The organism is Nocardia sp. CWNU-33 (assembly GCF_046764895.1).
Lineage (GTDB): Bacteria > Actinomycetota > Actinomycetes > Mycobacteriales > Mycobacteriaceae > Nocardia.
Map to the genome: position 1 here is coordinate 230,819 of NZ_JBKOQN010000009.1, position 23,253 is coordinate 254,071.

Annotated in this window: 26 protein-coding genes; 13 read left to right on the forward strand and 13 right to left on the reverse strand. The window is 67.2% G+C overall.

The features are described 5' to 3' along the window. Positions 1-27 precede the first annotated feature (27 nt). Positions 28-450, forward strand: a complete 423-nt coding sequence (locus ACLMAL_RS15200; protein ID WP_411999644.1) for a hypothetical protein — start codon at positions 28-30, stop codon at positions 448-450. Between the two features lie 110 nt (positions 451-560). On the opposite strand, the gene ACLMAL_RS15205 is transcribed toward ACLMAL_RS15200, so the two are convergent. After that, complete coding sequence (locus ACLMAL_RS15205) at positions 561-1,325, reverse strand: SGNH/GDSL hydrolase family protein (protein WP_411999645.1); 765 nt, start codon at positions 1,323-1,325, stop codon at positions 561-563. Positions 1,326-1,333: 8 nt separating this feature from the next. After that, a complete protein-coding gene (locus tag ACLMAL_RS15210) occupies positions 1,334-2,749 on the reverse strand; it encodes an MFS transporter (RefSeq protein WP_411999646.1) in 1,416 nt (471 codons plus the stop codon). A gap of 108 nt (positions 2,750-2,857) precedes the next feature. On the opposite strand from ACLMAL_RS15210, the gene ACLMAL_RS15215 reads away from it, so the two are divergent. Next, a complete protein-coding gene (locus tag ACLMAL_RS15215; RefSeq protein ID WP_411999647.1) occupies positions 2,858-3,493 on the forward strand; it encodes a TetR/AcrR family transcriptional regulator in 636 nt (211 codons plus the stop codon). Between the two features lie 119 nt (positions 3,494-3,612). Here ACLMAL_RS15215 and ACLMAL_RS15220 read toward each other — a convergent pair whose 3' ends face one another. From ACLMAL_RS15220 to ACLMAL_RS15250, 7 genes are all read right to left on the reverse strand, one after another. Continuing rightward, positions 3,613-4,611 carry a hypothetical protein gene (locus tag ACLMAL_RS15220; RefSeq protein WP_411999648.1) on the reverse strand — a complete coding sequence of 333 codons (999 nt, stop codon included), beginning with the start codon at positions 4,609-4,611 and terminating at the stop codon, positions 3,613-3,615. 238 nt (positions 4,612-4,849) lie between these two features. Beyond that, a complete protein-coding gene (locus tag ACLMAL_RS15225) occupies positions 4,850-5,677 on the reverse strand; it encodes a sirohydrochlorin chelatase (protein WP_411999716.1) in 828 nt (275 codons plus the stop codon). 322 nt (positions 5,678-5,999) lie between these two features. Beyond that, complete coding sequence (locus ACLMAL_RS15230) at positions 6,000-7,295, reverse strand: sulfate adenylyltransferase subunit 1 (RefSeq protein ID WP_328410636.1); 1,296 nt, start codon at positions 7,293-7,295, stop codon at positions 6,000-6,002. A 1-nt stretch (position 7,296) separates the two neighbouring features. After that, complete coding sequence (gene cysD, locus ACLMAL_RS15235; RefSeq protein ID WP_406237235.1) at positions 7,297-8,277, reverse strand: sulfate adenylyltransferase subunit CysD; 981 nt, start codon at positions 8,275-8,277, stop codon at positions 7,297-7,299. Continuing rightward, a complete protein-coding gene (locus ACLMAL_RS15240; protein ID WP_411999649.1) occupies positions 8,256-9,002 on the reverse strand; it encodes a phosphoadenylyl-sulfate reductase in 747 nt (248 codons plus the stop codon). Before ACLMAL_RS15240 ends, cysD begins: the two co-directional genes overlap by 22 nt. A gap of 63 nt (positions 9,003-9,065) precedes the next feature. Next, complete coding sequence (locus tag ACLMAL_RS15245) at positions 9,066-10,877, reverse strand: nitrite/sulfite reductase (protein WP_411999650.1); 1,812 nt, start codon at positions 10,875-10,877, stop codon at positions 9,066-9,068. A 134-nt stretch (positions 10,878-11,011) separates the two neighbouring features. Then, a complete protein-coding gene (locus tag ACLMAL_RS15250; protein ID WP_411999651.1) occupies positions 11,012-11,380 on the reverse strand; it encodes an Ms4527A family Cys-rich leader peptide in 369 nt (122 codons plus the stop codon). On the opposite strand from ACLMAL_RS15250, the gene ACLMAL_RS15255 reads away from it, so the two are divergent. The 3 genes from ACLMAL_RS15255 (at position 11,316) to ACLMAL_RS15265 (ending at position 13,678) form a co-directional block, all read left to right on the forward strand. Then, positions 11,316-11,723: an SgcJ/EcaC family oxidoreductase gene (locus ACLMAL_RS15255; protein WP_411999652.1), complete on the forward strand. Its 408-nt coding sequence runs from the start codon at positions 11,316-11,318 to the stop codon at positions 11,721-11,723. The two genes, ACLMAL_RS15250 and ACLMAL_RS15255, sit on opposite strands and share 65 nt — an antisense overlap. A gap of 214 nt (positions 11,724-11,937) precedes the next feature. Then, on the forward strand, positions 11,938-13,098 hold the full coding sequence (gene hemW, locus ACLMAL_RS15260) for a radical SAM family heme chaperone HemW (RefSeq protein WP_328412826.1): 1,161 nt from the start codon (positions 11,938-11,940) through the stop codon (positions 13,096-13,098). A gap of 358 nt (positions 13,099-13,456) precedes the next feature. After that, a complete protein-coding gene (locus ACLMAL_RS15265) occupies positions 13,457-13,678 on the forward strand; it encodes a hypothetical protein (protein ID WP_328410647.1) in 222 nt (73 codons plus the stop codon). Positions 13,679-13,739: 61 nt separating this feature from the next. Here ACLMAL_RS15265 and ACLMAL_RS15270 read toward each other — a convergent pair whose 3' ends face one another. Both ACLMAL_RS15270 and ACLMAL_RS15275 read right to left on the reverse strand, forming a co-directional pair. Further along, on the reverse strand, positions 13,740-13,964 hold the full coding sequence (locus tag ACLMAL_RS15270; RefSeq protein ID WP_411999717.1) for a helix-turn-helix domain-containing protein: 225 nt from the start codon (positions 13,962-13,964) through the stop codon (positions 13,740-13,742). A 134-nt stretch (positions 13,965-14,098) separates the two neighbouring features. Further along, positions 14,099-14,314, reverse strand: coding sequence for a hypothetical protein (locus ACLMAL_RS15275; RefSeq protein WP_411999653.1), 216 nt, complete (start codon positions 14,312-14,314; stop codon positions 14,099-14,101). Between the two features lie 78 nt (positions 14,315-14,392). Here ACLMAL_RS15275 and ACLMAL_RS15280 point away from each other — a divergent pair, with 78 nt between their 5' ends. After that, the gene (locus tag ACLMAL_RS15280; protein ID WP_411999654.1) at positions 14,393-14,605 is read left to right on the forward strand and encodes a hypothetical protein; all 213 of its coding nucleotides are present in this window, start codon (positions 14,393-14,395) and stop codon (positions 14,603-14,605) included. 10 nt (positions 14,606-14,615) lie between these two features. Continuing rightward, on the forward strand, positions 14,616-15,416 hold the full coding sequence (locus ACLMAL_RS15285; RefSeq protein WP_411999655.1) for an alpha/beta fold hydrolase: 801 nt from the start codon (positions 14,616-14,618) through the stop codon (positions 15,414-15,416). Between the two features lie 46 nt (positions 15,417-15,462). Here the strand turns inward: ACLMAL_RS15285 and ACLMAL_RS15290 are convergent, their stop codons facing one another. Continuing rightward, entirely contained in the window at positions 15,463-15,876 is a 414-nt protein-coding gene (locus ACLMAL_RS15290) for a hypothetical protein (RefSeq protein ID WP_411999656.1), read from the reverse strand. Positions 15,877-16,046: 170 nt separating this feature from the next. On the opposite strand from ACLMAL_RS15290, the gene ACLMAL_RS15295 reads away from it, so the two are divergent. The 4 genes from ACLMAL_RS15295 (at position 16,047) to ACLMAL_RS15310 (ending at position 19,761) form a co-directional block, all read left to right on the forward strand. After that, entirely contained in the window at positions 16,047-16,241 is a 195-nt protein-coding gene (locus ACLMAL_RS15295) for a hypothetical protein (protein ID WP_411999657.1), read from the forward strand. 491 nt (positions 16,242-16,732) lie between these two features. Then, a complete protein-coding gene (gene hrcA / locus ACLMAL_RS15300; protein WP_411999658.1) occupies positions 16,733-17,764 on the forward strand; it encodes a heat-inducible transcriptional repressor HrcA in 1,032 nt (343 codons plus the stop codon). A 104-nt stretch (positions 17,765-17,868) separates the two neighbouring features. Then, positions 17,869-19,017: a molecular chaperone DnaJ gene (gene dnaJ, locus ACLMAL_RS15305; protein WP_328410656.1), complete on the forward strand. Its 1,149-nt coding sequence runs from the start codon at positions 17,869-17,871 to the stop codon at positions 19,015-19,017. Positions 19,018-19,020: 3 nt separating this feature from the next. After that, complete coding sequence (locus ACLMAL_RS15310) at positions 19,021-19,761, forward strand: 16S rRNA (uracil(1498)-N(3))-methyltransferase (protein ID WP_411999659.1); 741 nt, start codon at positions 19,021-19,023, stop codon at positions 19,759-19,761. Here the strand turns inward: ACLMAL_RS15310 and ACLMAL_RS15315 are convergent. Next, complete coding sequence (locus ACLMAL_RS15315) at positions 19,735-20,982, reverse strand: MFS transporter (RefSeq protein ID WP_411999660.1); 1,248 nt, start codon at positions 20,980-20,982, stop codon at positions 19,735-19,737. The genes ACLMAL_RS15310 and ACLMAL_RS15315 overlap by 27 nt on opposite strands. A gap of 99 nt (positions 20,983-21,081) precedes the next feature. On the opposite strand from ACLMAL_RS15315, the gene ACLMAL_RS15320 reads away from it, so the two are divergent. Further along, entirely contained in the window at positions 21,082-21,987 is a 906-nt protein-coding gene (locus tag ACLMAL_RS15320; RefSeq protein WP_411999661.1) for a LysR family transcriptional regulator, read from the forward strand. A 153-nt stretch (positions 21,988-22,140) separates the two neighbouring features. Then, positions 22,141-23,202, forward strand: coding sequence for a PhoH family protein (locus ACLMAL_RS15325; protein WP_411999718.1), 1,062 nt, complete (start codon positions 22,141-22,143; stop codon positions 23,200-23,202). Positions 23,203-23,253: the final 51 nt, after the last annotated feature.

Consider the following 23,253-nt stretch of genomic DNA (forward strand, 5'->3'; position numbering starts at 1 on the left):
TCGGGGTCGGGGAGAAATGAGAAAGACATGGTCCGTCGGACCTTTGTGAACAAGCTGGTTGCCGCGGCGATGCCGTTGGCGGTTGCGGTCACCGTCGCCGGTGTGGCATCGGCCGATCCGGGGCAGCTGGCTCCGGCGCCTGCACCGGTTGTGCAGTTGGTCGCCGAGCCGGTCGTTGCGCCGGTGGCCGCCGGGATCCCGTTGGAAGAGGTCGCGACCAATCCGGAAGCGACAAACCACGATCCGCTGGCCAACGGTGCGGCGGGCGGTGCTCTCGCGGGCGCCGCAGGCTCGGGCGTCCTCGCGGGTGTCGCGTGCCTGCCCGCCTTCATCGTCGGCGCGATCCCGTGTGCGATCAGCGGTGCACTGAACGGTGCGCTGTGGGGCACGGTCATCGGTCTGCTGGTCGGTGCGCTCGCTCCGGAGATGGTGCCGCAGGTGCTGCCCTGATTCCGGGGGCGAATTAGCGAACGCTGGGCCGTGCCCGGACAGAAATGTCCTGGCACGGCCCAGTGTCGTTGCGGGGCGCATTCTTCGAATAGGTACGGCCATGCGGGTAATTAGTGTGCGTGCTCTTCGGCGCGCGTGGAGAAGCGGCTGTGGAGTGCGCGCACCATCTCGGCTGCCACCACGGCATGTCCGCTCATCGTGAAGTGGATGAGGTCGGCGCTCATTACGTCGGGGCGCAACCGCAGTGGGTGATCCCAGAATTCCACCAGGATCGCGTCGTAGCGCGCGGCCATTTCACGCACAACATCATTGAGCGCTGCCATCCGATCCCGCATCGGACGCATCGGCAGCATTCGCTCCACTTCCCACACATCGGCCAGCGTGAACGTGCATACCTGAGCGCCGCTGCGGGCCAGCGCGCCGAAGAGCGCATCGAGATTCGTGCGCAACTCCTCGACACTGCCGCCGGGCAGGAACAAATCATTGCCGCCGCAACTGAGGTGCACCAGGTCGGGTTCGAAATCGAGAACCGGCTGCAGCTGCTCGACAAGCACCTGCGCGGTGGTGGCGCCGATCCGGCCGGTATTCAGATACGCCAGACCGGGATTCACCGACGAAAGCGTTCCCGCGACACGGTCGGCCCACGCGGTGCTCGTATAGCCGGGGCTCGGATCGCCGACGCCCTGGGCGATGGAGTCGCCGAGCACCGCGTAACGCTGCCACGGTGCGCCGACCAGTAGGCGCCGCGCTTCGTCGGCGGGCAGCAGCATAGGGTCGTCGGCTTCAGTACGAACAATGTTGTCGGTCACGGTGACTCCCAATTCTCGAGCTGAGGGTTCGGCGACGTCGGCGGGCCGAATGCTGTGGTGCGGCATGCTTGCTCCTACTGTGCCGTGGGTGCGGTTGCGGGCGTGCGACTCGGGATCGCGATGAGCAGCGCAGCCGCAACGCCGATGGCCGCGGAGACGGCGAACACGGTATGGAATCCGCCGAGCGGATCGCCGGGATGCGCCGCGAACACTGCGGCCAGCACCGCGATGCCCAGCGCACCGCCGACCTGCCGCGCGGTCAGGTTCATCCCGATACCCGCGGCAAACTCCTGCGGCGGAAGAGAACTCGCCGCAGCGGTGCCGAGCACCGTGACGACGATCCCGACGCCGCCGCCGCCGAGCAGACCTGCGGGGATCCAGGCCGACCACAGCGCCGGTGTCGAACCGAATGCATCAGTACTCATCCACGCCGTGGTGGCGGTGTACATCAGCGCGCCGAGCACGCCGACCCAGCGCCGCGTGGTGGGGGAGGTGATACGACCGGCAATGGTGGCGGTCACCATCGAGGACACCGCGCCGACGGTCAGCGCACCGGCCGATTCCAGCACCGAGTACTGCCAAATCGCATCCAGGAAAAGCGGTCCCGCCAAGAGCCAGGCGAACATGCTCCCGCCGAACACGAAGGTCGAAGCCGTAGCGAGCGCGTACGGCCTGCTGCGCCACAACCGGACGGTGATGGCGGGATTGTGGTGGCGGGTCGAGCGGAGCAGTGCGGCGAGGAACAGCAGGGCTCCGCCGATCAGCGCGATCAGCGTGACCGGTGCGTTCCAACCCCACTCTTGTCCCTCGGTGACTCCGACGACAAGGCCGCCGAGTCCGAGCGCGATGGCGATCGTGCCGAGCGGGTCGGGCATGGCGCCGCCTGGCTGCCGAGTGTCGGGCACCGGAATGCGCAGACCGGGCACGATGAGCGCGATCGCGATCGGGATATTGATCATGAATACCGAGCGCCAGCCGAACGTCTCGACCAACGCACCGCCGATCGCGGGACCGACTACGGCGGCGAATCCGCCTGCGGCAGACCAGGCTCCGATCGCCGCGCCGATCTTCTCGCGGGGAGTGACGCTCAGTACGAGCCCGAGCGCGGACGGCACCATGAGTGCCGCTGTCGCCCCCTGGAGTAGGCGGCCGGCGATCAGCCACGGCGCGCTCGGCGCGAGTCCGCACAGTAGGGAGGTCAGCGCGAAACCGGCCATGGCGATCAAGAAGAGCTTGCGCCTGCCGAGGGTGTCCGCGAACCGGCCCGCCGGGGTGAGCAGCGCGGCGAACGCGACTGCATAGCCGCTGACGATCCAGGTCAGCGTGGTGGCCGGGGTGCTGGGGAAGTCACGAGCGATCGAGGGGAAGGCGATGTTGACGACGGAAAGGTCGAGGAAGGCGATGAACGCGGCGCCGGATGCGATCAGGAGGGTGCGTGCTGCGGTGTTCGTGGTCAGCGGGTTGTCGATCCGCGCGGTCACTTCGGTCATGGGGGAGATCCTTTAGCGAGGAGGACGAACAAAGCGTACGATCGTTCGTGCAATTAACGTACGACCGTACGTTCGTATTTGCAACCCCTAGGTGGAACAATGGCAGTCATGGCTGAGTCGATAACCCCTCCAGAGCTGCTGCCCGGCACCGACCGGCGCCTGGCCAAGGGCGCACGGGCCAGGGCGGCTATCGCCAGGCACGCCGCGGAAGTGGCCTCCGTCGAAGGGTTGACCGGGGTCAGCATCGGCAGGCTCGCCGCCGATCTCGGACTGAGTAAGAGCGGCATTGCGACCTTGTTCGGCACCAAAGAGGCGCTGCAGGTAGCCGCGGTGAAGTCGGCCCGCGAAGCCTTCGTCGAACGGGTCATCGCGCCGAGCATGTCCCAGCCGCAGGGCTACGCCCGCCTCCGGGTCCTGATCGAGCTGTGGTTCGGACACATCACCGACCCGACCTTCCCCGGCGGATGTTTCCGCGTCGCCACCATCGCCGAATTCGACAGTAAGCCTGGCCCGGTCCGTGACGTCATCGCCGAGGACCGTAGGGACTGGCTCGCGTTCCTGGCCAAAGAGATTCGCCGGGCCCAGGAGCAAGGTCATCTCGGCGAGCGCAACGCGGATGTCATCGCCTTCGAAATCGAGGCCGTGCTCAGCGCCGCCAACACCGCCCAGCAGATGGGCGAGGACTGGGGTGTCGCCACCGCTCGTGCCATCGTCGACAACCTCATGGGTGAGCCGGCGCCCTGATCGGCCGACCTCGATCGGCGAAAACCGAAGCGGGCGCCCGATAATGGGCGCCCGCTCGCGGATATTTCAGTAGTGGTGAGCTGTTCGGATCTCGTTTGGAGCCCTGCACCCGCAGTGGTTCAGTGTTCGTGGGTGGCAGTGGTGGCCAGGGTGAATGCGGCGGTGCGGACGGTGTCGCCGTGCTTGAAATCGAGGAAGAGGCGGTAGGTGCCGGGGCCGGGAACCACTGTGTGGAAGGTGATTTCGGGGCCGGGCGCGGTGACTCCGTCGCCGGGTTCGCCGTTCGGGTGGACGTGGACGTAGGCGAGGTCACCCGCGCGCAGCACCACGAGGTGCCCGAATGCGGCGAGATAGGGCTGCAGGTCGGTGACCGGCTCGCCGTCCTTGCGCACGGTGAGCGTGATCAGGCGGCCGGCACCGGGAACCAGCTCTCCATCCAGTGCAACCTCGTATCCGTCCACCACGTAGGTGCGAGCCACCTCCGGTGTGGGCTGCGGCGCGTAGTCACCCGCGACCGCGAGATCCGCACCCAGCGTGATCGTTCGCCCGAGTGCTCGCGGCGCGATGTCGGTGAACACCCGATATGCCCCCGCTGCAGGCAGATTCAGCCGCACCGACCAGGTGCCGTCGGCGGCACGCTCGGGATGTACATGCCAGAACCCGGTCAGCTCCCGCTGCGCAACGATCAGATGCAACTCCTTGTCATGGATTGATGCGTACTCGGTGACCGGCAGCCCGTCGGGCCCGACAATCCGGAACCGGAAGTCGATCTCACCCGCCTGCGCAATCGTGCTCGCCAACTCCAACGTGTACCCATCCTGGGTGATCTGCAGCCCGCCGGGCCCCGTCGCCGCATGAGCGCTGTGGTCGCCGTGGCCTGCGTGGTCGCCGTGGCCTGCGTGGTCGCCGTGAATTCCGTTCTGGGCGATCTGTTGCCCACTGATCCCCGCGATGTGCGCTGCATGAGCGTTGTGGTTGCCGCTACCCGCGTGGATGTCATGACCTGCGTGGGTTCCGTGATCCGTGTGAGCGCCAGAAGTCGCTTGCGTCGAAGGGGCGGCAGTGGCCTCGTGGTCCAGGGGGGTGTTGTGCTGCGCGGTATTCGCCTGAGTGCTCATTGCTCGGCCTCTCTGATCTTGTTCTTCGTTTCGACAGAATCGAAAATATACCCCCTGGGGGTATCAGGCAAGGCTGGCTCGTGTGAGGTGGCTCACGCGGGTTCTGCATCGTCGGCCGCGCAGGTCGCACCATCGATCAGTGGTCGGCGCAACGGAATACATCACCGGTGCGCCGCGTCCGGACTTGCCGGCGAGAGCGAGGTTCCGGCCGTTGACCTCGGCGTCGACGAGCTCTCGTTCAGGCCGAGAGGGTCAGTGTGGATGCGAAGGCGGCGTCGTAGCGGTTCCACACGATGTCGGCGAGGGCGGGGTGCGCGCCGATGACCTCGGCGTGGACGAGTTCCGGTGCGCCGGCCGCCAGTCGGTCGGTGAGCAGGCCTGGGGCCAGGAACCAGGGGACCACCAGGACATGGTCCGCCCCGCGTGACCGGAGGCGCGAAACCGCCTCGGTGACTCCGGGTTCGGTTGTGGCGAAGCAGATCTCGGTGCGCCACCCGGTCACAGCGGACAGCCGCTGCGCAACCAGTGCCGTCCGTCCATTGGCCGCCCCCGACGACGACCCCACCGCCGCCACCGCAATCCCGACCCGCGCGAGTAGCTCCGTGCGGGTGCTGAGTGGCACGCCATCATGGGCGTCTGTCGCGATATGCCGCAGCCGTGTGCCACTCACCGGGTGGCCATCGGCGAGGTGCGGGGCGCCGGTGGGGTGGGAGGCGAGGGCTTCCAGAGCTCGGTCGCGGAGCGCGGCGACGAGGCGGGGGTCGGGGCCGAGGACGTCGGCCTGGGTGAGGTGAAGGCGGGGGTGGCGGGTGCGGGCGGTGTCCAGGAGACCGGGTAGGTCGATTCGGGCGTGGAAGGCATTGCCGAGCAATAGGGGTGCGACCACGGCATGGGTGTGGCCGTCTGCCGCCACGGCATCGACGACCTGCTCGACCGAAGGGGTGCTCAGATCGAGAAAAGCCAGCCGCACATCGACGTCCGGGCGCGCTGCGGCGATCAGCGCGACGACATCGGACATGGTTGCGGCCGAGCGCGGGTCGCGGCTGCCGTGGGCAACGGCGATCAGTGCCGGTCGCGGTGCCGCCGTCCACGCGGCCGTCGGGAACGTCGCCGCGGGTGCGTGGAGTTTCGCACCGGGCCGAGTCGACGTGGAGAGATCGACGTAAGGCGCCTGCAGGTGGGTCTCAATAGTCCACGTCGGTGTCGACACGGCGAGTGTGGAATTGGCCGAGGGCGTTGCGGCGGCCTGCGGTGGCGTGGGCTCGATCGGTTCGCAAGCGCACAGGGCCGTGGCGGTGTGCGTCGATGCGGGGAGACCGAACGTGGTGTGCGGTGTGGCAGCGGTCCGCGCCTGCGCGGGGTCGAAAAGAGCTGGCGCGGACCGCATATCAGACCCCGGTACCGACCTCGACCGCCGACAGCACGTCGCCGACCAGGCCTGCGGCCAGGGTGTTGCCGCCTGCGGGGTCGATGAGCAGGAAGCTGCCGGTGTGCCGGTTCACGCGGTAGTCGTCGGCCGCGACGGGCTCGGCGACGCGCACGGAGATGCGGCCGATGTCGTTGAGTTCCAGCGACTCCGGGTTCGGGTCAGCGATCAGGCGCTGCTCGTCGAACCGCTCCAGCAGGGCGCCGACGATGGCCTGGGTGGTGCGGGTGCCGTGCTTGAGCAGCAGCCGGGCGCCGGGGCGCAGCGGCCGGTCGCCCAACCAGCACACGGTCGCATCGAAGGCATCGATCGGCTCGGGGGCGTCGGCTACCGAGGCGATGATGTCGCCGCGGGAAATGTCCACATTGTCGGCGAGTATCAGCGTGACGCTGCGCCCGGTCTGTGCCACCGCGAGTTCGCCGTCGGGGGTGTCGACCCGCTCGACCGTGGAACGGATACCCGAAGGCAGCACCACGATTTCGTCGCCGGGTGCGACCGAACCCGCTGCGATCTGACCGGCGTAACCGCGGTAGTCGGGGTATTCGGCGGTGCGCGGCCGGATCACGTACTGCACGGGGAAACGCAACCCGAGCGCGTGCGCACCCGAGCTGTCGGCATCCACCGGCACCGACTCCAGATGCTCGATCAGCGAAGGTCCGTCGTAGTACGGGGTGTTCGCCGAGCGGGTGGCGATATTGTCGCCGTTCAGCGCGGACACCGGGATCTCCTGCACGTCCTCGCTCGCCCACCCGAGTGTGCTGGTGAGCTGATTGAACTCGGCGGAGATCTCGGCGAACACGGTCGCGGCGTCATCGACCAGGTCGATCTTGTTCACCGCGAGCACCAGCTTGGGCACGCCGAGCAGTGCAAGCACCGCGGCGTGGCGACGGGTCTGCTCGATGACACCCTTGCGGGCATCCACGAGCAGGATCACCAGCTGTGCGGTGGACGCGCCCGACACGGTATTGCGGGTGTACTGCACATGCCCGGGGGTGTCCGCGAGCACGAAAGACCGCTGCGGCGTAGCAAAGTAGCGGTAGGCGACATCGATCGTGATGCCCTGCTCGCGTTCGGCCCGCAGCCCGTCGACGAGCAGCGAAAGATCCGGAGTGGCCAGACCTTTGTCCACCGACGCGCGGGTGACGGCGTCGATCTGATCGGCGAGCACGGACTTCGTGTCGTAGAGCAGGCGTCCGACCAGAGTGGACTTGCCGTCGTCGACAGAACCGGCGGTGGCCAGCCTCAATAGGTCGGACATATCAGAAGTAACCCTCTCGCTTGCGGTCCTCCATCGCGGCTTCCGACACTCGGTCGTCACCGCGCGTTGCACCGCGTTCGGTCAATCGGGAGGCGGCCACCTCGGCGAGGATCGCCTCGTTGTCGGCCGCCTCGGAAAGAATTGCGCCGGTGCTGGATCCGTCTCCGACGGTGCGGTAGCGCACCGAACGGGTCTCCAGCACCTCGCCCTCGCGTGGGCCGCCCCACACGCCGGGCGTCATCCACATGCCGTCGCGCTGGTACACCGGGCGCTCGTGGGTGTAGTAGATGCTCGCCAGGTCGATGTCCTCGCGCGCGATGTAGCGCCAGATATCGAGCTCTGTCCAGTTGCTCAGCGGGAACACCCGCACGTGCTCGCCGGGTGCGTGCCGCCCGTTGTATAGGTTCCACAGCTCGGGACGCTGCCGCTTGGGATCCCACTGTCCGAAGGCGTTGCGCAGCGAGAAGATTCGTTCCTTGGCGCGGGAGCGTTCCTCGTCGCGGCGACCGCCGCCGAATACCGCGTCGAAGCGGTGCTCGGCGATGCCGTCCAGCAGCGGGACGGTCTGCAACGGGTTGCGGATGCCGTCGGGCCGCTCGGTCAGCCGTCCGTCGGCGAGATAGTCCTCGACTTTCGCGACGTGCAACCGCAGACCATACTTCTCGACGATCTTGTCGCGGAATTCCAGCACCTCGGGCAGGTTGTGCCCGGTGTCCACGTGCAGCAGCGCGAACGGCAGCGGCGCAGGCCAGAAGGCCTTCAGCGCCAGATGCAGCAGCACCGTCGAGTCCTTGCCGCCGGAGAACAGGATCACCGGCCGCTCGAATTCGCCTGCCACCTCACGGAAGATATGGATCGACTCGGATTCGAGCGCCGCGAGGGTGTCGAATTCGGTAATGCCAAGGGCACGTTCGGCGGTGTTCGATGATTCGTTCACAAATTCACCCACGATGGTTTCGGTCATGACTGATGCAACCCGCATTCGGTCTTGGCGAGGCCGGCCCAGCGGCCGCTTCGCGGATCGGAACCCGGCTCCGGCTTCCGTGTGCACGGAGCGCAGCCGATGGACGGATATCCCTCTTCCACCAGAGGATTGACGAGGATGCCGTGTTGCTCGATGTAGGCCTGCATCTCGTCGTCGGACCAGGCGGCGATCGGATTGATCTTCACCAGGCCGAACGCCTCGTCGAACGAGATGAGTGGCGCGTTGGCCCGAGTCGGTGCTTCCACCCGGCGGATGCCGGTGACCCAGGCGTTGTAGCCGGCGAGCGACTTCTTCAGCGGCACTACCTTGCGCAGCCGGCAGCACTCGGCGGCATCGCGCGCGAACAGATCCTTGCCGAGCAGCTGATCCTGTTCGGTCACCGAGTGCTCGGGCCGCACATTGATCACGTTCACGCCGTATACGGCCTCGACCGCGTCCCGGGTGCCGATGGTTTCGGCGAAGTGGTAGCCGGTGTCGAGGAACAACACCTCGACTCCCGAACGGACCTGCGCGGCAAGGTGAACCAGCACGCCGTCCTGCATGTTCGAGGCGACGATGTAGCCGGTGCGATCGCCCTGCGCTCCGTTCGACCCGGTGCCGAAGTTGTCCTCGGTCCACCGCAGCAGTTCCGCGGCCGAAGCGCCGTCGAGCTCCGCGGCGCCGCGCTCGGCGATCGCCCGCAACTCGTCCTCGGACAGCTTGCCCACCAACTGTGTTGTCATGTCAGATCTCCCGTACCGAGCCGTCGCACAGCTCTGCCCGATCGCCGCTGTTCGCCGCGCTCATCACTTCAGGTCGGCCTCGTCGGCGCGAACCGCCCACTGCGCGAACCGTTCGCCGTCCTCGCGATGCTTGATGAAATTGCGCACCACCCGCTCGATGTAGTCACCGAGTTCGTCGCTGGTCACCTTGTGCTGGCGCAGCTTGCGCCCGAAAGCGCTGTCGAATCCGAGGCTGCCACCCAGGTGAACCTGGAAGCCCTCGACGTGATTCCCGCTGCCGTCATCGACGAGCTGACCCTTGAACCCGATGTCGGCGATCTGTGAGCGCGCGCACGAGTTCGGGCAGCCGTTGATGTTGATGGTCACCGGAACATCCAGCTGCGCATTGAGATCCGCGAGCCGCACCTCGAGCTCGGGAACGAGCACCTGGGATCGCTTGCGGGTCTCGGCGAAGGAGAGCTTGCAGAACTCGATGCCGGAGCAGGCCATCAGGTTGCGCCGCCACAGCGACGGGCGGGCCTGCAGGCCCAGCGGTGCCAGCTCGTCGATGAGTTCATCGACCTTGTCGTCGGCGACGTCGAGCACGATCAGCTTCTGGTACGGCGTGAACCGGATCCGATCCGAGCCGACCTTGGCCGCCGCGTCGGCGACCTTGGTCAGGATCGTGCCCGACACCCGGCCCGCGATGGGGGAGAAGCCGACGGCGTTGAGCCCGTTGCGCAGCTTCTGCACGCCGACGTGGTCGATCGGCTTGGTCGGCTGTTCCGGCGCGGGACCGTCGATCAGCTTGCGCTCGAGGTACTCGTCCTCGAGCACCTGGCGGAACTTCTCGATGCCCCAGTCCTTGATGAGGAACTTCAGCCTGGCCTTGGTGCGCAGCCTGCGGTAGCCGTAGTCGCGGTACAACGAGACAACGGCCTCCCACACGTCCGGCACCTCGTCGAGCGGCACCCACGCGCCGACCCGCTGAGCCAGCATCGGGTTGGTCGAGAGACCGCCGCCGACCCAGAGGTCGAGACCTGGTCCGTGCTCGGGGTGGTTCACACCGATGAAGGCGATGTCGTTGATCTCGTGCACCACGTCCTGCTGGCCCGAGATCGCGGACTTGAACTTGCGCGGCAGGTTGGAGTACTCCGGTTTACCGATGTAGCGGCGCACGATCTCGTCGATCGCGGGCGTCGGGTCGATGATCTCGTTCAGCGATTCACCGGCCAGCGGTGAACCGAGCACCACACGCGGGCAGTCGCCGCACGCCTCGGTGGTCTTCAGCCCGACCGCCTCGATCCGCTTCCAGATCTCGGGGACGTTCTCCACCTCGATCCAGTGGTACTGGACGTTCTCGCGGTCGGACAGGTCGGCGGTGTCGCGGCCGAACTCGGTGGAGATCTGGCCGAGGGTGCGCAGCTGCTCGACGTTGAGCGCGCCCGCATCGCAGCGGATGCGCATCATGAAGTACTTGGCCTCGAGAATGTCGATGTTCTCGTCGCCGGTCCAGCTGCCGTCGTAGCCCTGCTCGCGCTGGGTGTAGAGACCCCACCAGCGGAACCGGCCACGCAGATCGCCCTTATCGATGCTGTCGAAGCCCTGCTTCGAGTAGATGTTCTCGATCCTGGCGCGGACGTTGAGCGGGTTGTCGTCTTTCTTGGACTGCTCGTTCGGGTTCAGCGGCTCGCGGTAGCCGAGCGCCCACTGGCCCTCCGCCTTGCGGCGAACGGGCTTACCGGTGCGGGCGCGCGGGGCAGCACCGGCCTCGGCGCGTGGCCGGTCCGGCCGCACGCGTCGCTCGGAGGCCGGGCGGTCCGGGCGGGTGTGATGCCCGGGCCGGGACTCCGGCGAAGGCTGATCGGTTGGACCGGCGTCGGTGCTCGACGTCATGGGGTCGCTCCTGCGGGGTGAGTGAACATCCGTGCTGAGGGCGCGAGGGGCTGACTCACGCCTGCGGTATCAGCGGGCCGATGTCATCGAAATCGGAAGATCGCCGGGGAGACCCGGGAATGCGCGCCGCTGAACTACCGGGGACAACCGGGCAGACAGCAGGCGCTACAGACGCGCTTGAAGTCGACGTGGCGACGTGCCACAAGTCGTACTCCGGATCCGCGCATGCGCCTATTGTGCCACGTCAGGGTGGACGTTCCGACCGTGCGGCCATATTTCCCGCAGATTCGAGGGAAATTCCCTGGACCGATGGTGGCAACTGTGATGGCTGTCATAGTTCGCGGCGCGAATGCGGGCGGTGATATGTCAGAGGGATCCGCTGTGAACTGGCGCACGTCCATTGACCTGAAGTTAACTCGAGGTAGCAGGCTCGGTGCCATGAGCACAGCAGCCGTCGACGTAGACACCGACATCGAAGCGATCCGCCAGGTGGTCGCCACCATTCAGCATTCCCAGCAGAACGAACTCGTCGACGAATTCGTCGGCTTGTTCCGTGCCGACGCCATCTTGACCACCGGCGGCGGCAAACGCCTGTTCGGTCGTAGCGCCATCGCCGAATTCACGGCCCAGGTATTGCCCGGCGCGATGGGTACGGGCACCGCGACCTACGAGGTCGAACACGTGCTGTTCATCCGCCCTGACGTCGCCGCCGTCAAAGTCGTCCAGCGCTATTTCGCAGAGGACGGCCAGCAGGCCGGCCAGGGCAGCCCCATGTACGTCATGTCCAAAGAAGACGGCCGCTGGATGCTCACCGCCAACCAGAACACCGTGGTCGCCGATTCCTGACGCCCGCCGTCGATACCGGGTCCACGGCCGCACCTGTATCGAGATCCGTCCTCTTCCCGGCACCCGCAAGGCGGCGGATCTCGATGATGGTCGCGGTGTCCTGCGTGTCGGGCCGGCGGTCGGGCTGCCCCGGGGCGAAGGCCGAGTGGGCGGCGTTCACACTGGTGGGGTGAGTTCTGCTGCTACCGCGACCGATGCCGAGACCGCTGACCTCGTGCTGCGTGATTTCGGGGGCGGGGCATTCGGGATCTATGTGCACGTGCCGTTCTGTGCGACGCGGTGCGGGTACTGCGACTTCAACACCTACACGGCGGGGGAGCTCGGTACGTCGGCATCGCCGCAGTCCTGGCTGGAGGCGCTGCGCGGTGAACTCGCCACGGCGGCCGAGCGGTTTGCCGCGCTGCCGACGGCGACTCCGAAGGTGGCCACCATCTTCGTCGGCGGTGGCACGCCCTCGCTGCTCGGCGGTGACGGGCTCGCCGCGGTCCTCGATGCGGTGCGGGCGAACTTCACCCTCGAGTCCGATGCCGAGGTGACCACCGAGTCGAATCCGGAGTCGACCTCGCCCGAATTCTTCGAGCGGATCCGCGCGGCCGGATTCACCAGAGTGTCGCTCGGTATGCAGTCGGCGGCACAGCACGTGCTGAAGGTGTTGGACCGCACACACACTCCCGGCCGGGCCGTCGCCGCAGCCAGGGAAGCGCGCGCGGCCGGGTTCGACCACGTGAACCTCGACCTGATCTACGGCACCCCCGGCGAGCGCGACGGCGACCTCGACGCCAGCCTCGACGCGGTACTCAGCGCCGGCGTCGACCACGTCTCGGCGTATTCGCTCATTGTCGAGGACGGCACCGCCCTCGCCCGCCGCGTCCGCCGCGGCGAACTGCCCGCTCCCGACGACGACGTGCTCGCCGCCCGCTACGAACGCATCGACGCGCGACTGAGCGCGGCCGGACTCACCTGGTACGAGGTATCCAATTGGGCGGCAGGCGATTCCGCGCGTTGCAGACACAACCTCGGCTATTGGGACGGTGGCGACTGGCTGGGCGCAGGCCCCGGCGCGCACAGCCACGTCGGCGGCGTCCGATGGTGGAACGTGAAGCACCCCGCACGGTATGCCGATCGCGTCGCGCTCGGCGGCCTGCCTGCCGCGGGCTGGGAGGAACTGACCGACGAGGAGCGCCACACCGAACGCGTCATGCTGGCCGCCCGGCTGCGCAGCGGACTGCCGTTGGCCGAGCTGAACGCGGTGGAAACCGCGGCGGCCGAACGTGTTGTCGCCGACCGCCTCGCCGTCCGTTCGGGCGATCATCTGGTGCTGACCGATCGCGGTCGCCTGCTCGCCGACGGTGTGGTGCGGACGCTGTTGGACTGAGCAGTGCCGCCGCTGTTCGCCTGCGGCGCCGCGTCGTTTCCAGGCACCGGAATCCATTGCCTCCGTGGGCATCGGGCGGTGCCTTCGTGCGCGTTGGACAGCGGTCGCGGCGCGTCCTGGCGTGGCCGCAGTTTCGGCACGGTGCGAGCCGATCGCTGCCGTGCGACTATGTGGAGTTCGCGGCGCGTCATCCGGTGGCGCAAGGTCATCTGCCTGCGGCGCCTCGACGACCGCGCTGTCGTCGGCGGGCCGAGCGCCCGACGCTGCCTATCTGTTGCCGATCGCGGGCGTGTTGCGATGGTTGCACTATCACGGTTCGGTCAACCCGCGTAGGCTCCGAAGTAACCCAAGGAGTCTTATGCCCCCGGCACGACACATCACTCTGATTCACGAACAAAGCGACTTCGCGGAGGCGCGGGCCGCAGAAAAAGCAGAAACCGCGCGACAGAGCGCGATCGCGGCCAGGACGGTCGCCAGCCATTCCGAGAACGCCGAGGACTGCGTGTCCCTCCTGGCGATGCTCGGTCTGGATGCCCTCGCCGGCAAGCTCGCCAGGGTCACCACCGGCCCTGAGCTGTAGTTCCACCCGCGCCGCGAACGGGACACAGTCGAAGTAGAGTGTCCCGTTCCACGCGGAGCGGTCAGCGGATGGCTTCTTCCAGTGCTGTCCGGCGCCACTCGCGGGGTGACATGCCGAAGGCAGCGCGGAAGCGTCGCGCGAAATGCGACGGATCGCGGAAACCCCACCGGCGCGCGACCATCGCGATTGATCGGTGTCTGCTGTCCGCGCGAGCGAGTTCGGCGGGCACCTGATCGAGCCGCTGGCTGATGATCCACTGTTCGAGGCTGTACTCGGCGCTACGCAGATTTGTACAGGTGCCGCACCGAGACGTTGTGCGCGCGAGCGATCTGTTCGGCGCTGCGGTCGGGGTCGGTGAGGTTGCGGCGCATGTACGCTCGGATCCGGCTCAGTATGATCTCGGCGGGGACAACGCCACCGTCACGGCCGGAGCCGCCGGCACAACAACAACCCGCGAACGAGTTCGATACTGGCGCAGCCCGATAGCGGTGCGGCGGGATCGTCACTGAGCGAATCGGCATCGCGGGTCAGCTGGGCGATGTGGTTGGCGACCAGCCGGTAGTGCGGGCTGTCCTGGACGCGCGGTGCGGCCCGGCGAATCATCTCGACCGGCAGCCCGAGCTGGTCGAGCGGCACATGCAGGCACGCCGCCGCGCCATCGCCGCGCCAGATATGCCACCCCCGCGCCCGCGCTGCCGTTGTTCCAAGCAGGCCTTGCCCGGGGATTTGCGGGGCATCCAGGTTCTGGTGCTGGTCGCACTCGGTGAAACGACCAGGTCGTGCCGATCGCGGCGGGGCACGAAGTCGGCGCGGCTACCGCTCAACGGTCAGCCGCCGACCTATCCTGATGCGCCGCACGGATTGTGTGGAGACTTCGAAACGACCTTCCTCAATACCGACCTGCTCGACTTCATCAAGAACGGATAGGTAGGGACTGATGACCATCACCCGTAGCGTGCGCGCCTGCCTGGTCGCGCTGACTCTCGCTCTGACGCCCGTCGTGGCGGCCGCGCACGCAACTGCCGAGCACCAGCCGACGATCGTGCTCGTGCACGGCGCGTTCGCCGACGCGACGAGCTGGGACGGTGTCGCGGCTCTGCTGCGCGCCGATGGCTACCGGGTGGTGACACCGGACAACCCGCTGCGCGGCCCGGTCAACGATGCCGCGGCCGTGCAGCGGACGTTGGATACCATCTCGGGACCTGTTGTGCTCGTTGGGCATTCGTACGGCGGGTTCGTCATCAGCAACGTGCACGACCCCAAGGTCGAATCGCTGGTCTATATCGCGGCTTTCGCTCCGGTGCAGTCGGAGATCGCCCAAGCCGAGCTGGACCCGATCCGCTTCCCCGGCAGCCGATTGCTGCCGCCGGTGCTGCAGGTCGCGGTCGTCGACGACCCCAAGGGCGTCGCGGGCAAGAACATCGATGGATACGTCGCGCCCGGTAGCTTCCACGAGGTCTTCGCCCAAGACGTCAGCGACGCGACCGCTGCCGACATGTTCGCCCACCAGCGCTCGATCGCAATTGTCGCGAATCTCGAACCGTCGGGTGCGCCGTCCTGGGCATCGACGCCGAGCTGGTATCTGGTCTCCGGCGCCGATCGCATCATTCCGCCTGCGTCCCAACGATTCATGGCCGACCGCATGGGTGCGCAGACCCGTGAAATCGACTCATCCCACGCCTCTCTGGTCTCCCACCCCGCCGAGGTGGCGGCCTTGGTCGAAACCGCCGCGCACTGATCCGGCGCACGAGTGGCACACCACCCCGGGGGTGTGCCACTCGGCGTCAGTTCGTGAAGTTGGCGACGATAGCGAGCACGACGGGAACGAGGACGATGGCCCACACGATGAGGTACCACGTCCTACCCGGCGATTTCGGCTGCTGTGGTGCGAGTGCGCCATTCAGGATCGGCACAATGGGCCCGCGGTAGTGGGTGCTTGTGCGGTGACCGGTGGCTACCGGGATCATCGCGTCTGCGAATCCGAAATCGCGCCCCATCGGGGCGACGCCCAACAGCATCGCCCTTCGTGATTTACGCAAATACACCCGCACGTGGTGTAGGCCGGGCGGGACGGGAATATGCGTAGTGCCCCATCGTGTTTCGGGCACTACCTGCCCATTGACCAGAATCGTGGGCCCCGTGAGGGCGAGTAGGTACACGTACGGGAAGGTCCACGGGAAGTATGAGGTTTCCACCACGATCCCCGTCTGGCCGGGCTCCGGCTGATACTGCGGGATCGGCGACTGTGGGGTTGCGCCGTGTGGAAGACGAAGTCAGCGGGCAGGGGAGTGCTCTGATAGGTCGGCGTCGTGCTGGCTTGATACCGGCCGAAGTCGGCCGGGGGCTGATGTTGCCGCACTGTGAGCTGGTGGTGCGGGTCGTGCTGCTGCGCCGGGTGCTGCTGGTGTGGCTGCGGACCGGGTCTGCTCGGTTGCCAATTCTGTTGTTCACCAAGGGGATTGCTCATAGCTCTACCTCTGTCTCGAATCCGGCTGTGTCAGTAGCGATCGGGCTGCCGGTGCCCGCGATGTCGGCCATGGGCCGTGGGTGGTTCTTCGTCTAGTTCCAGGGACCTGGAGGCGGCGATGCCGAAGTCGAGGCGCGGATGAGTCTGGCGGGTGCGAGCCGCCGGCTCGGAGACCGAGCTGCGGCCGGCTTCGATGGGCACGCAGTTGTTCCGGTCATCGCGCCGTCGGTTGCCATCACAACGCCCGCGCCGCCGGCACGGGATCACCGCAGCTCTCGGTACACCGGCGGTCGGTTCACGGGCGGCGTTCGACCACGCGCGTGGAGCAAAATCAGGATCCCCCTGCTGATCATCGTGCCTGCGAACGATGTCGGGCACGCTATCAGCCGTATGGCTTCCGTCGAAAGACGATTCGTCGGCCGTGTACCGCTGGAGGTCGGTGCATCGGCCGAGCTCGACCGGTATCCCCAGGTGCGTGAACGGGCGGTCGGTGGCCCGGCAATTAGACTGGGTGAATAGCGAACCGGAATTCCGGCTGCGCCATCAGTGCGGGGCGTACCCGTAGACGAAGCGAGGAGGTGGGGTCGATGTCGAGCACCGAGGATCGGCGCTTCGAGGTCCTGCGCGCGATCGTCGCGGATTATGTCGCGACCAAGGAGCCGATCGGGTCGAAGACCCTGGTGGAACGGCACAACCTGGGTGTGTCCAGCGCCACGGTCCGCAACGATATGGCGGTGCTGGAGGCCGAGGGCTACATCATGCAGCCGCACACCAGCTCGGGCCGCATTCCCACCGACAAGGGCTACCGGCAGTTCGTCGACCGGATCTCCGAGGTGAAGCCGCTGTCGGGAGCCGAACGCAGGGCGATCATGGACTTCCTGGAATCGGGGGTCGACCTCGACGACGTGCTGCGCCGTGGTGTGCGCCTGCTGGCCCAGCTGACCAGGCAGGTCGCGGTGGTGCAGTATCCGACGGTGTCTGCCTCCACGGTGCGTCACATCGAGGTCGTCGCGCTGAATCCGGCCCGGCTGCTGCTGGTCGTGATCACCGACACCGGTCGCGTCGACCAGCGTCTGGTGGAACTCGGCGCGCTCATCGGCGACGACGACCTGGCCGCATTGCGCGGCATGCTCGGCGGCGCGATGGACGGCAAGCGCCTGGCCGTGGCCTCGGCGGCGGTCGCCGAACTGCCCGAGCGGGCTCCGCAGCGGCTGCGCGATGTGCTGGTGCGCGTGTCGACCGTGCTGGTCGAGACGCTGGTGGAACATCCGGAAGAGCGCCTGGTTCTCGGCGGCACCGCCAACCTGACCCGCAATGCCGCCGACTTCGGCTTCCCCGGCTCGTTGCGCGCGGTGCTGGAGGCACTCGAAGAGCAGGTGATCGTGCTCAAGCTGCTGGCCGCCGCGCAGCACCCCGGTACCGTGACGGTGCGCATCGGTGAGGAGACCCAGGTCGAGCAGATGCGGGGGACCTCGGTAGTGTCGACCGGCTATGGTGCGGCGGGCGCGGTGCTCGGCGGTATGGGTGTGCTCGGTCCGACGCGCATGGACTACCCAGGAACGATCGCCTCGGTCGCGGCCGTTGCCCGGTATATCGGTGAGGTGCTCGCCGAGCGCTGAGAGGAGCGGCGCCTGCCGACGTCGCTGCTACCCTCGAACTTTCGGCCGGATAAAGTTGAGTGCATCCGACTAATGCTGTTGCGACCAAGGACTAGAGAACTCAAGTGGCACGGGACTACTACGGACTGCTCGGTGTTGCGAAGAACGCGACCGACCAGGAAATCAAACGCGCCTACCGCAAGCTGGCGCGCGAACTGCATCCCGACGTCAACCCAGACGAGGTAGCGCAGGCCAAGTTCAAGGAAGTGTCCGCGGCCTACGAGGTGCTGTCGGACGCCGAGAAGCGGCGCATCGTCGACATGGGCGGTGACCCGCTCGAATCCGGTGGCGGCGCGGGTTATTCCGGCGCCGGTTTCGGTGGTCTCGGCGACGTGTTCGAGGCGTTCTTCGGTGGAATGAGCGGCACCGGCGCCACCCGCAAGCCGCGCGGCCGCGTGCAGCCCGGCGCCGACTCACTGCTGCGCACCAGGTTGAGCCTGGCCGAATGCGCGGTCGGTGTCACCAAGCACCTGACGGTCGACACCGCCATCCTGTGCGATGTGTGCACCGGTTCGGGCACCAACGGCAATTCCAAGCCGGTGCGCTGCGAAACCTGTGGCGGTGCGGGTGAAGTGCAGTCGGTCCAGCGCTCGTTCCTCGGTCAGGTACTGACCTCGCGTCCGTGTCCGACCTGTCGCGGTGCGGGCGAGACGATCCCCGACCCGTGCCACAAGTGTGGCGGTGACGGCCGCGTGCGGGCGCGGCGCGAAATCGCCGCGCCGATTCCGGCCGGTGTCGCCAACGGCATGCGGGTGCGGTTGGCCGCGCAGGGCGAGGTCGGCCCCGGCGGCGGGCATGCGGGTGACCTGTATGTGGAGATCGTCGAGCAGCCGCACGATGTCTTCGTCCGCGACGGCGACGACCTGCACTGCACCGTCCGGCTCCCGATGGTCGACGCCGCACTCGGGACCACCGTGGTCATCGACACCATTCTGGACGGCCCCACCGAGCTCACCATCCCGGCAGGCACTCAGCCCGGCGAGATCTCGGTGCTGCGCGGCCACGGGATGCCCCGCCTTCGTTCCGGCGCGCGCGGCGACCTGCTCGCGCACCTGGACATCGTGGTGCCGACCAAGCTCGACGCCAAGCAGACCGACCTGCTGCGCAAGTACAAGGGCACCCGGGAGCGGGAGCGCGCCGAGGTGATGTCGGCCCAGTCCGAGCACAACAGCGGCCTGTTCGCCCGGTTGCGGGCATCTTTCAGCGGGCGATAGTCGTTGGCCGCCACGGTCTTCTACCTCGACGACATCCCGGAGCCCGGCTCCATCGCGGTCCTCGACGGCCCGGAAGGACGGCACGCCGCGACAGTGCGCCGGACCCGGGTCGGCGAGCCGATCACCCTCTCCGACGGTCGCGGCCTGCTCGCCGAATCGGAAGTCGTTGCGGCGCAGAAAGATCGCCTCGAGCTGAGGGTCGACAACCGCGTGCTCGCCGCACCGGCGACACCGCGGGTGACCGTCGTGCAGGCGCTGCCGAAGTCGGACCGCTCGGAGCTGGCCGTCGAGCTGATGACCGAGGCAGGCGCCGACGCGATCACCCCGTGGCAGGCATCGCGCTGTATCGCCAACTGGGAAGGCAAAGCGGGTAAGGCCGTCGACAAGTGGCGCGCGGCCGCCCGCGCGGCCGCCCGCCAATCCCGTCGTGCCTATATCCCCGAGGTCGCCGACCTCCACCGCACCCGCGAGCTCCTCGAAGCGATCCGCAAGGTCGTGGACTCGGGCGGACTAGTGGTGACACTGCACGAATCCGGCACGGCCCGCTTCGTCGAGCTGCCCTTTGCCGAGGCCGCCGAGATCATGCTGATCGTCGGCCCCGAAGGCGGCCTCGACGACTCCGAACTCACGGCATTTGCCGACGCCGGAGCCGTGGTGACCCTGCTCGGCCCCACCGTCCTGCGCACCTCGACCGCCGCCGCCGTAGCCCTCGGCGCCCTAGGCGCCCTGACTCCGCGCTGGTAGCTCCGGTGTGGTGCCGAGGTGGCGTGGTGTCTGCCGTGACCGGGTTGCCAAGGTGCACAACAGGACCGCGGCGATAGTGATGAGGGTGGCGACGCAAACGGCCAGGCCGATCCAACCGGCGTCGGCGTAGGCGATGCCTGCCGCGCCGCCGATGATCGCACTGCCCAGGTAGTAGGAAAACAGATAGAGCGATGATGCTGCGCCGCGGTTATCGGTCGCCATGCTGCCGACCCAGGCGCTCGCCACGGTGTGTGCACCGAAAAATCCTGCCGTGCAGAGTAATACGCCGAAGATGACGGCGGTCAGGTGGTTGGGGATGGTCAGTGCCAGCCCGAGGCCCATGGTGGCCACCGAGGCGGCGAGCACCCGGTGTCTGCCGAGTCGGTCGGCAAGTCGTCCAGCAGCCGCCGAGGCTGCGGTACCGGCCAGATACAGCAGGAACACCGATCCCGATACGGTGGCGGGCAATTCGAACGGTGGCTCGGTCAGGCGGTAGCCGAGGAAGTTGTAGACCGAGACGAACGCGCCCATCAATACGAAGGCGATGCCGAAGAGGGCAAGCAGGCCGGGGTTGCGCAGAGGAGTGCCGAGATCGCTCAGGACGGTGCGGATTCCGGCGGGGCGGGCCTGGAAACCGCGAGATTCCGGCAGGCCGCGCACGAACCAGACAGTGCATGCCGCGGCCGCCACCGAGACCGCGGCTTCGGCCCAGCGCCAGGACGTCAGGTCGAGGGTGACGGCGGGAATCACCCGACCCGCCAATCCGCCGATCGACGTCCCCGCGACATAGATGCCCATGGCGGCGCCGAGCCCCTCGGCGCCGATCTCCTCGGCCAAATAGGCCATCGCGACCGCGGGCACTCCGGCCAGCGCGAGACCCTGCAGCGCCCGCCCGGCCAGCAGCACATCGAGCGACGGACTGAACGGAAGCAGCAGCCCGATGACGGCCGAGGTGACGGCGGAGCCGATCATCACCCTGGTCCGCCCGATCCGCGACGAGAGTGCGCTCACCGGCACGATGGCCAGCGCAAGGAACCCGGTGGTGAGCGAAACCGCGAGCGCGGCCCGGGCGGGCGTGGCGCCGAACGCGCTGGAAAGGCTCGGCAATAGCGCCTGAGCGCTGTACATCGACGCGAAGGTGGTCAGCCCTGCGGCGAAGAGTGCGGTGGTGATCCGGCGCTCGTGCGAGGTTGCGACACCGGGCATTGTGGTTGTGGTCATGGCTTCTCCTGGCCTCCAGGATTGCCATCCACCTTTATGAAGGGAAATGAATAATAATTGGTCTGTTGATGCATTGAGTGCATATAGAGAGGGTAGGCCGTGCTGGGTGACGATCTGGAGTGGTTCACGACACTCGCCGAATTGGAGCGGGTAGGCGCTGCCGCCGAGCGGCTGCACATCGCCCAACCCACGCTGTCGCGCATGCTCGGCCGACTTGAACGCAGGCTGGGTGTGGAATTATTCGACCGCAACGGAAAACGCATCGCGCTCAACGATTTCGGTCGAATCTATTACGAGCACGCGCGCCGCGCACGAGCCGAACTGGATGTCGCGGCACACGCCATTGCCGATCTGGCCAATCCAGCCAAAGGTGTTGTGCGACTTTCTTTTCTGCATTCGTTCGGCGGCTGGTTGGTGCCGCAGCTCGTCGGTGGTTTCCGCCGTGGTTCCGGCCGCATCACCGTCACCCTGCGCCAGGCGGCCGCCGAAGTGGTGACCGCGCAGGTGCTCGACGGGGAAGCCGATCTCGGCATCGTCTCCCCGCGGCCGACCGAGGCGGGCATCGGCTGGCGCAGCCTGCTGCATCAACCGCTGGTGCTGGCCGTACCTGCCGACCACCGGTTGGCCGGGCGGCGCCAGATCCGGCTCGCCGACGTCGCCGACGCGGAATTCATCACGATGCATCCCGGCTTCGGTATGCGCCGGATCTTCGACGAAATGTGCGCCGCGGCCGATATCCGTCCCCGCGTCGCATTCGAATCGGGCGATCTCGTCACCGTTGCGGGTTTGGTGGCGGCGGGCCTCGGTGTCGCGGTGGTTCCGCTCGAAGATCCGGCCCCGCTGCCAGGACTGATGACGCTGCCGCTGGCCGATGCGGGTTCGGCCCGGGATGTCGGGCTGATCTGGTCTGCGGCGGGTCCGTCCTCGGACGCGGTGCGACGGTTCCGTGATTTCGCCGAGGATTGGGCGGTGCGCAGGCGGGGAATCCAGTTACCGCGGCGGTAATCGGGTGCCCTGCGGTAGCGACTTATTCACTGTGTGTTGTCAGTGGGGCGCGTTAAACTTTCATCATCAAGGCAGTCGAGACCGGAAAGCAGGCGGTAGCCACTTTTGAGAACACAAGGCGAGATCGGCGACCCATCCACACCCACGGCAGGCATCGGTGCCGGTGACAACGGTACGGGTCCCGCAGCACGGACCGTGCGTTCCAGCATCGAACTCGCTCCAGAATCCGTGTTCCCGTTCCTCGGTTCGGCTGATCAGAACCTGCGTGAACTCGAGCGGCTGCTGGATGCGGACATTCACGTACGCGGCAACTCCGTGACCCTCACCGGCAAGGCGCCCGATGTCGCGCTCGCCGAACGGGTCATCGAACAGCTCGTCGCGCTGACCGGGCGTAATCGAGTGGTGACACCGGAGGCGGTCCGGCACACCTTCTCGATGCTCACCGAGGGCGCCTCGGAGTCGCCCGCGGAGGTGCTGAGCCTGGACATCCTGTCCCGGCGCGGCAAGACCATTCGGCCCAAGACACTCAACCAGAAGCGCTACGTCGATGCGATCGACGCCAACACTGTCGTGTTCGGTATCGGTCCCGCGGGCACCGGCAAGACGTATCTGGCGATGGCCAAGGCCGTGCAGGCATTGCAGACCAAGCAGGTCACCCGCATTATTCTCACCCGTCCCGCGGTGGAGGCGGGCGAGCGTCTCGGCTTCCTGCCCGGCACGCTCAACGAGAAGATCGACCCGTACCTGCGCCCGCTCTACGACGCGCTGCACGACATGATGGATCCGGAAGCCATTCCGAAGCTGATGGCGGCCGGTGTCATCGAGGTAGCCCCGCTCGCATACATGCGTGGTAGAACCCTTAATGACGCATTCATCATTCTGGACGAGGCGCAGAACACCACGGCCGAGCAGATGAAGATGTTCCTCACCCGCCTCGGCTTCGGCTCGAAGATCGTGGTGACCGGTGACGTCACCCAGGTCGACCTGCCGGGCGGCGCGCGGTCCGGCCTGCGGATGGCCAGCGAAATCCTCACCGAGATCGACGACATCCACTTCGCCACGCTTACCAGCAGCGACGTGGTGCGACATCGGCTGGTCGCGGACATCGTGGACGCCTACGGCCGGTTCGAGGAAGAGAACAGGCCACAGGTCGCTCCGCACTATGCGGGCAACCGGGCACAGCGCCGCGCCGCGGGTCGCAACGATCGGCGATAGTCAGCGCAGGAAGGCCGACGCCACCTCGATGAGGCGGCGTCGGCCTTTCGT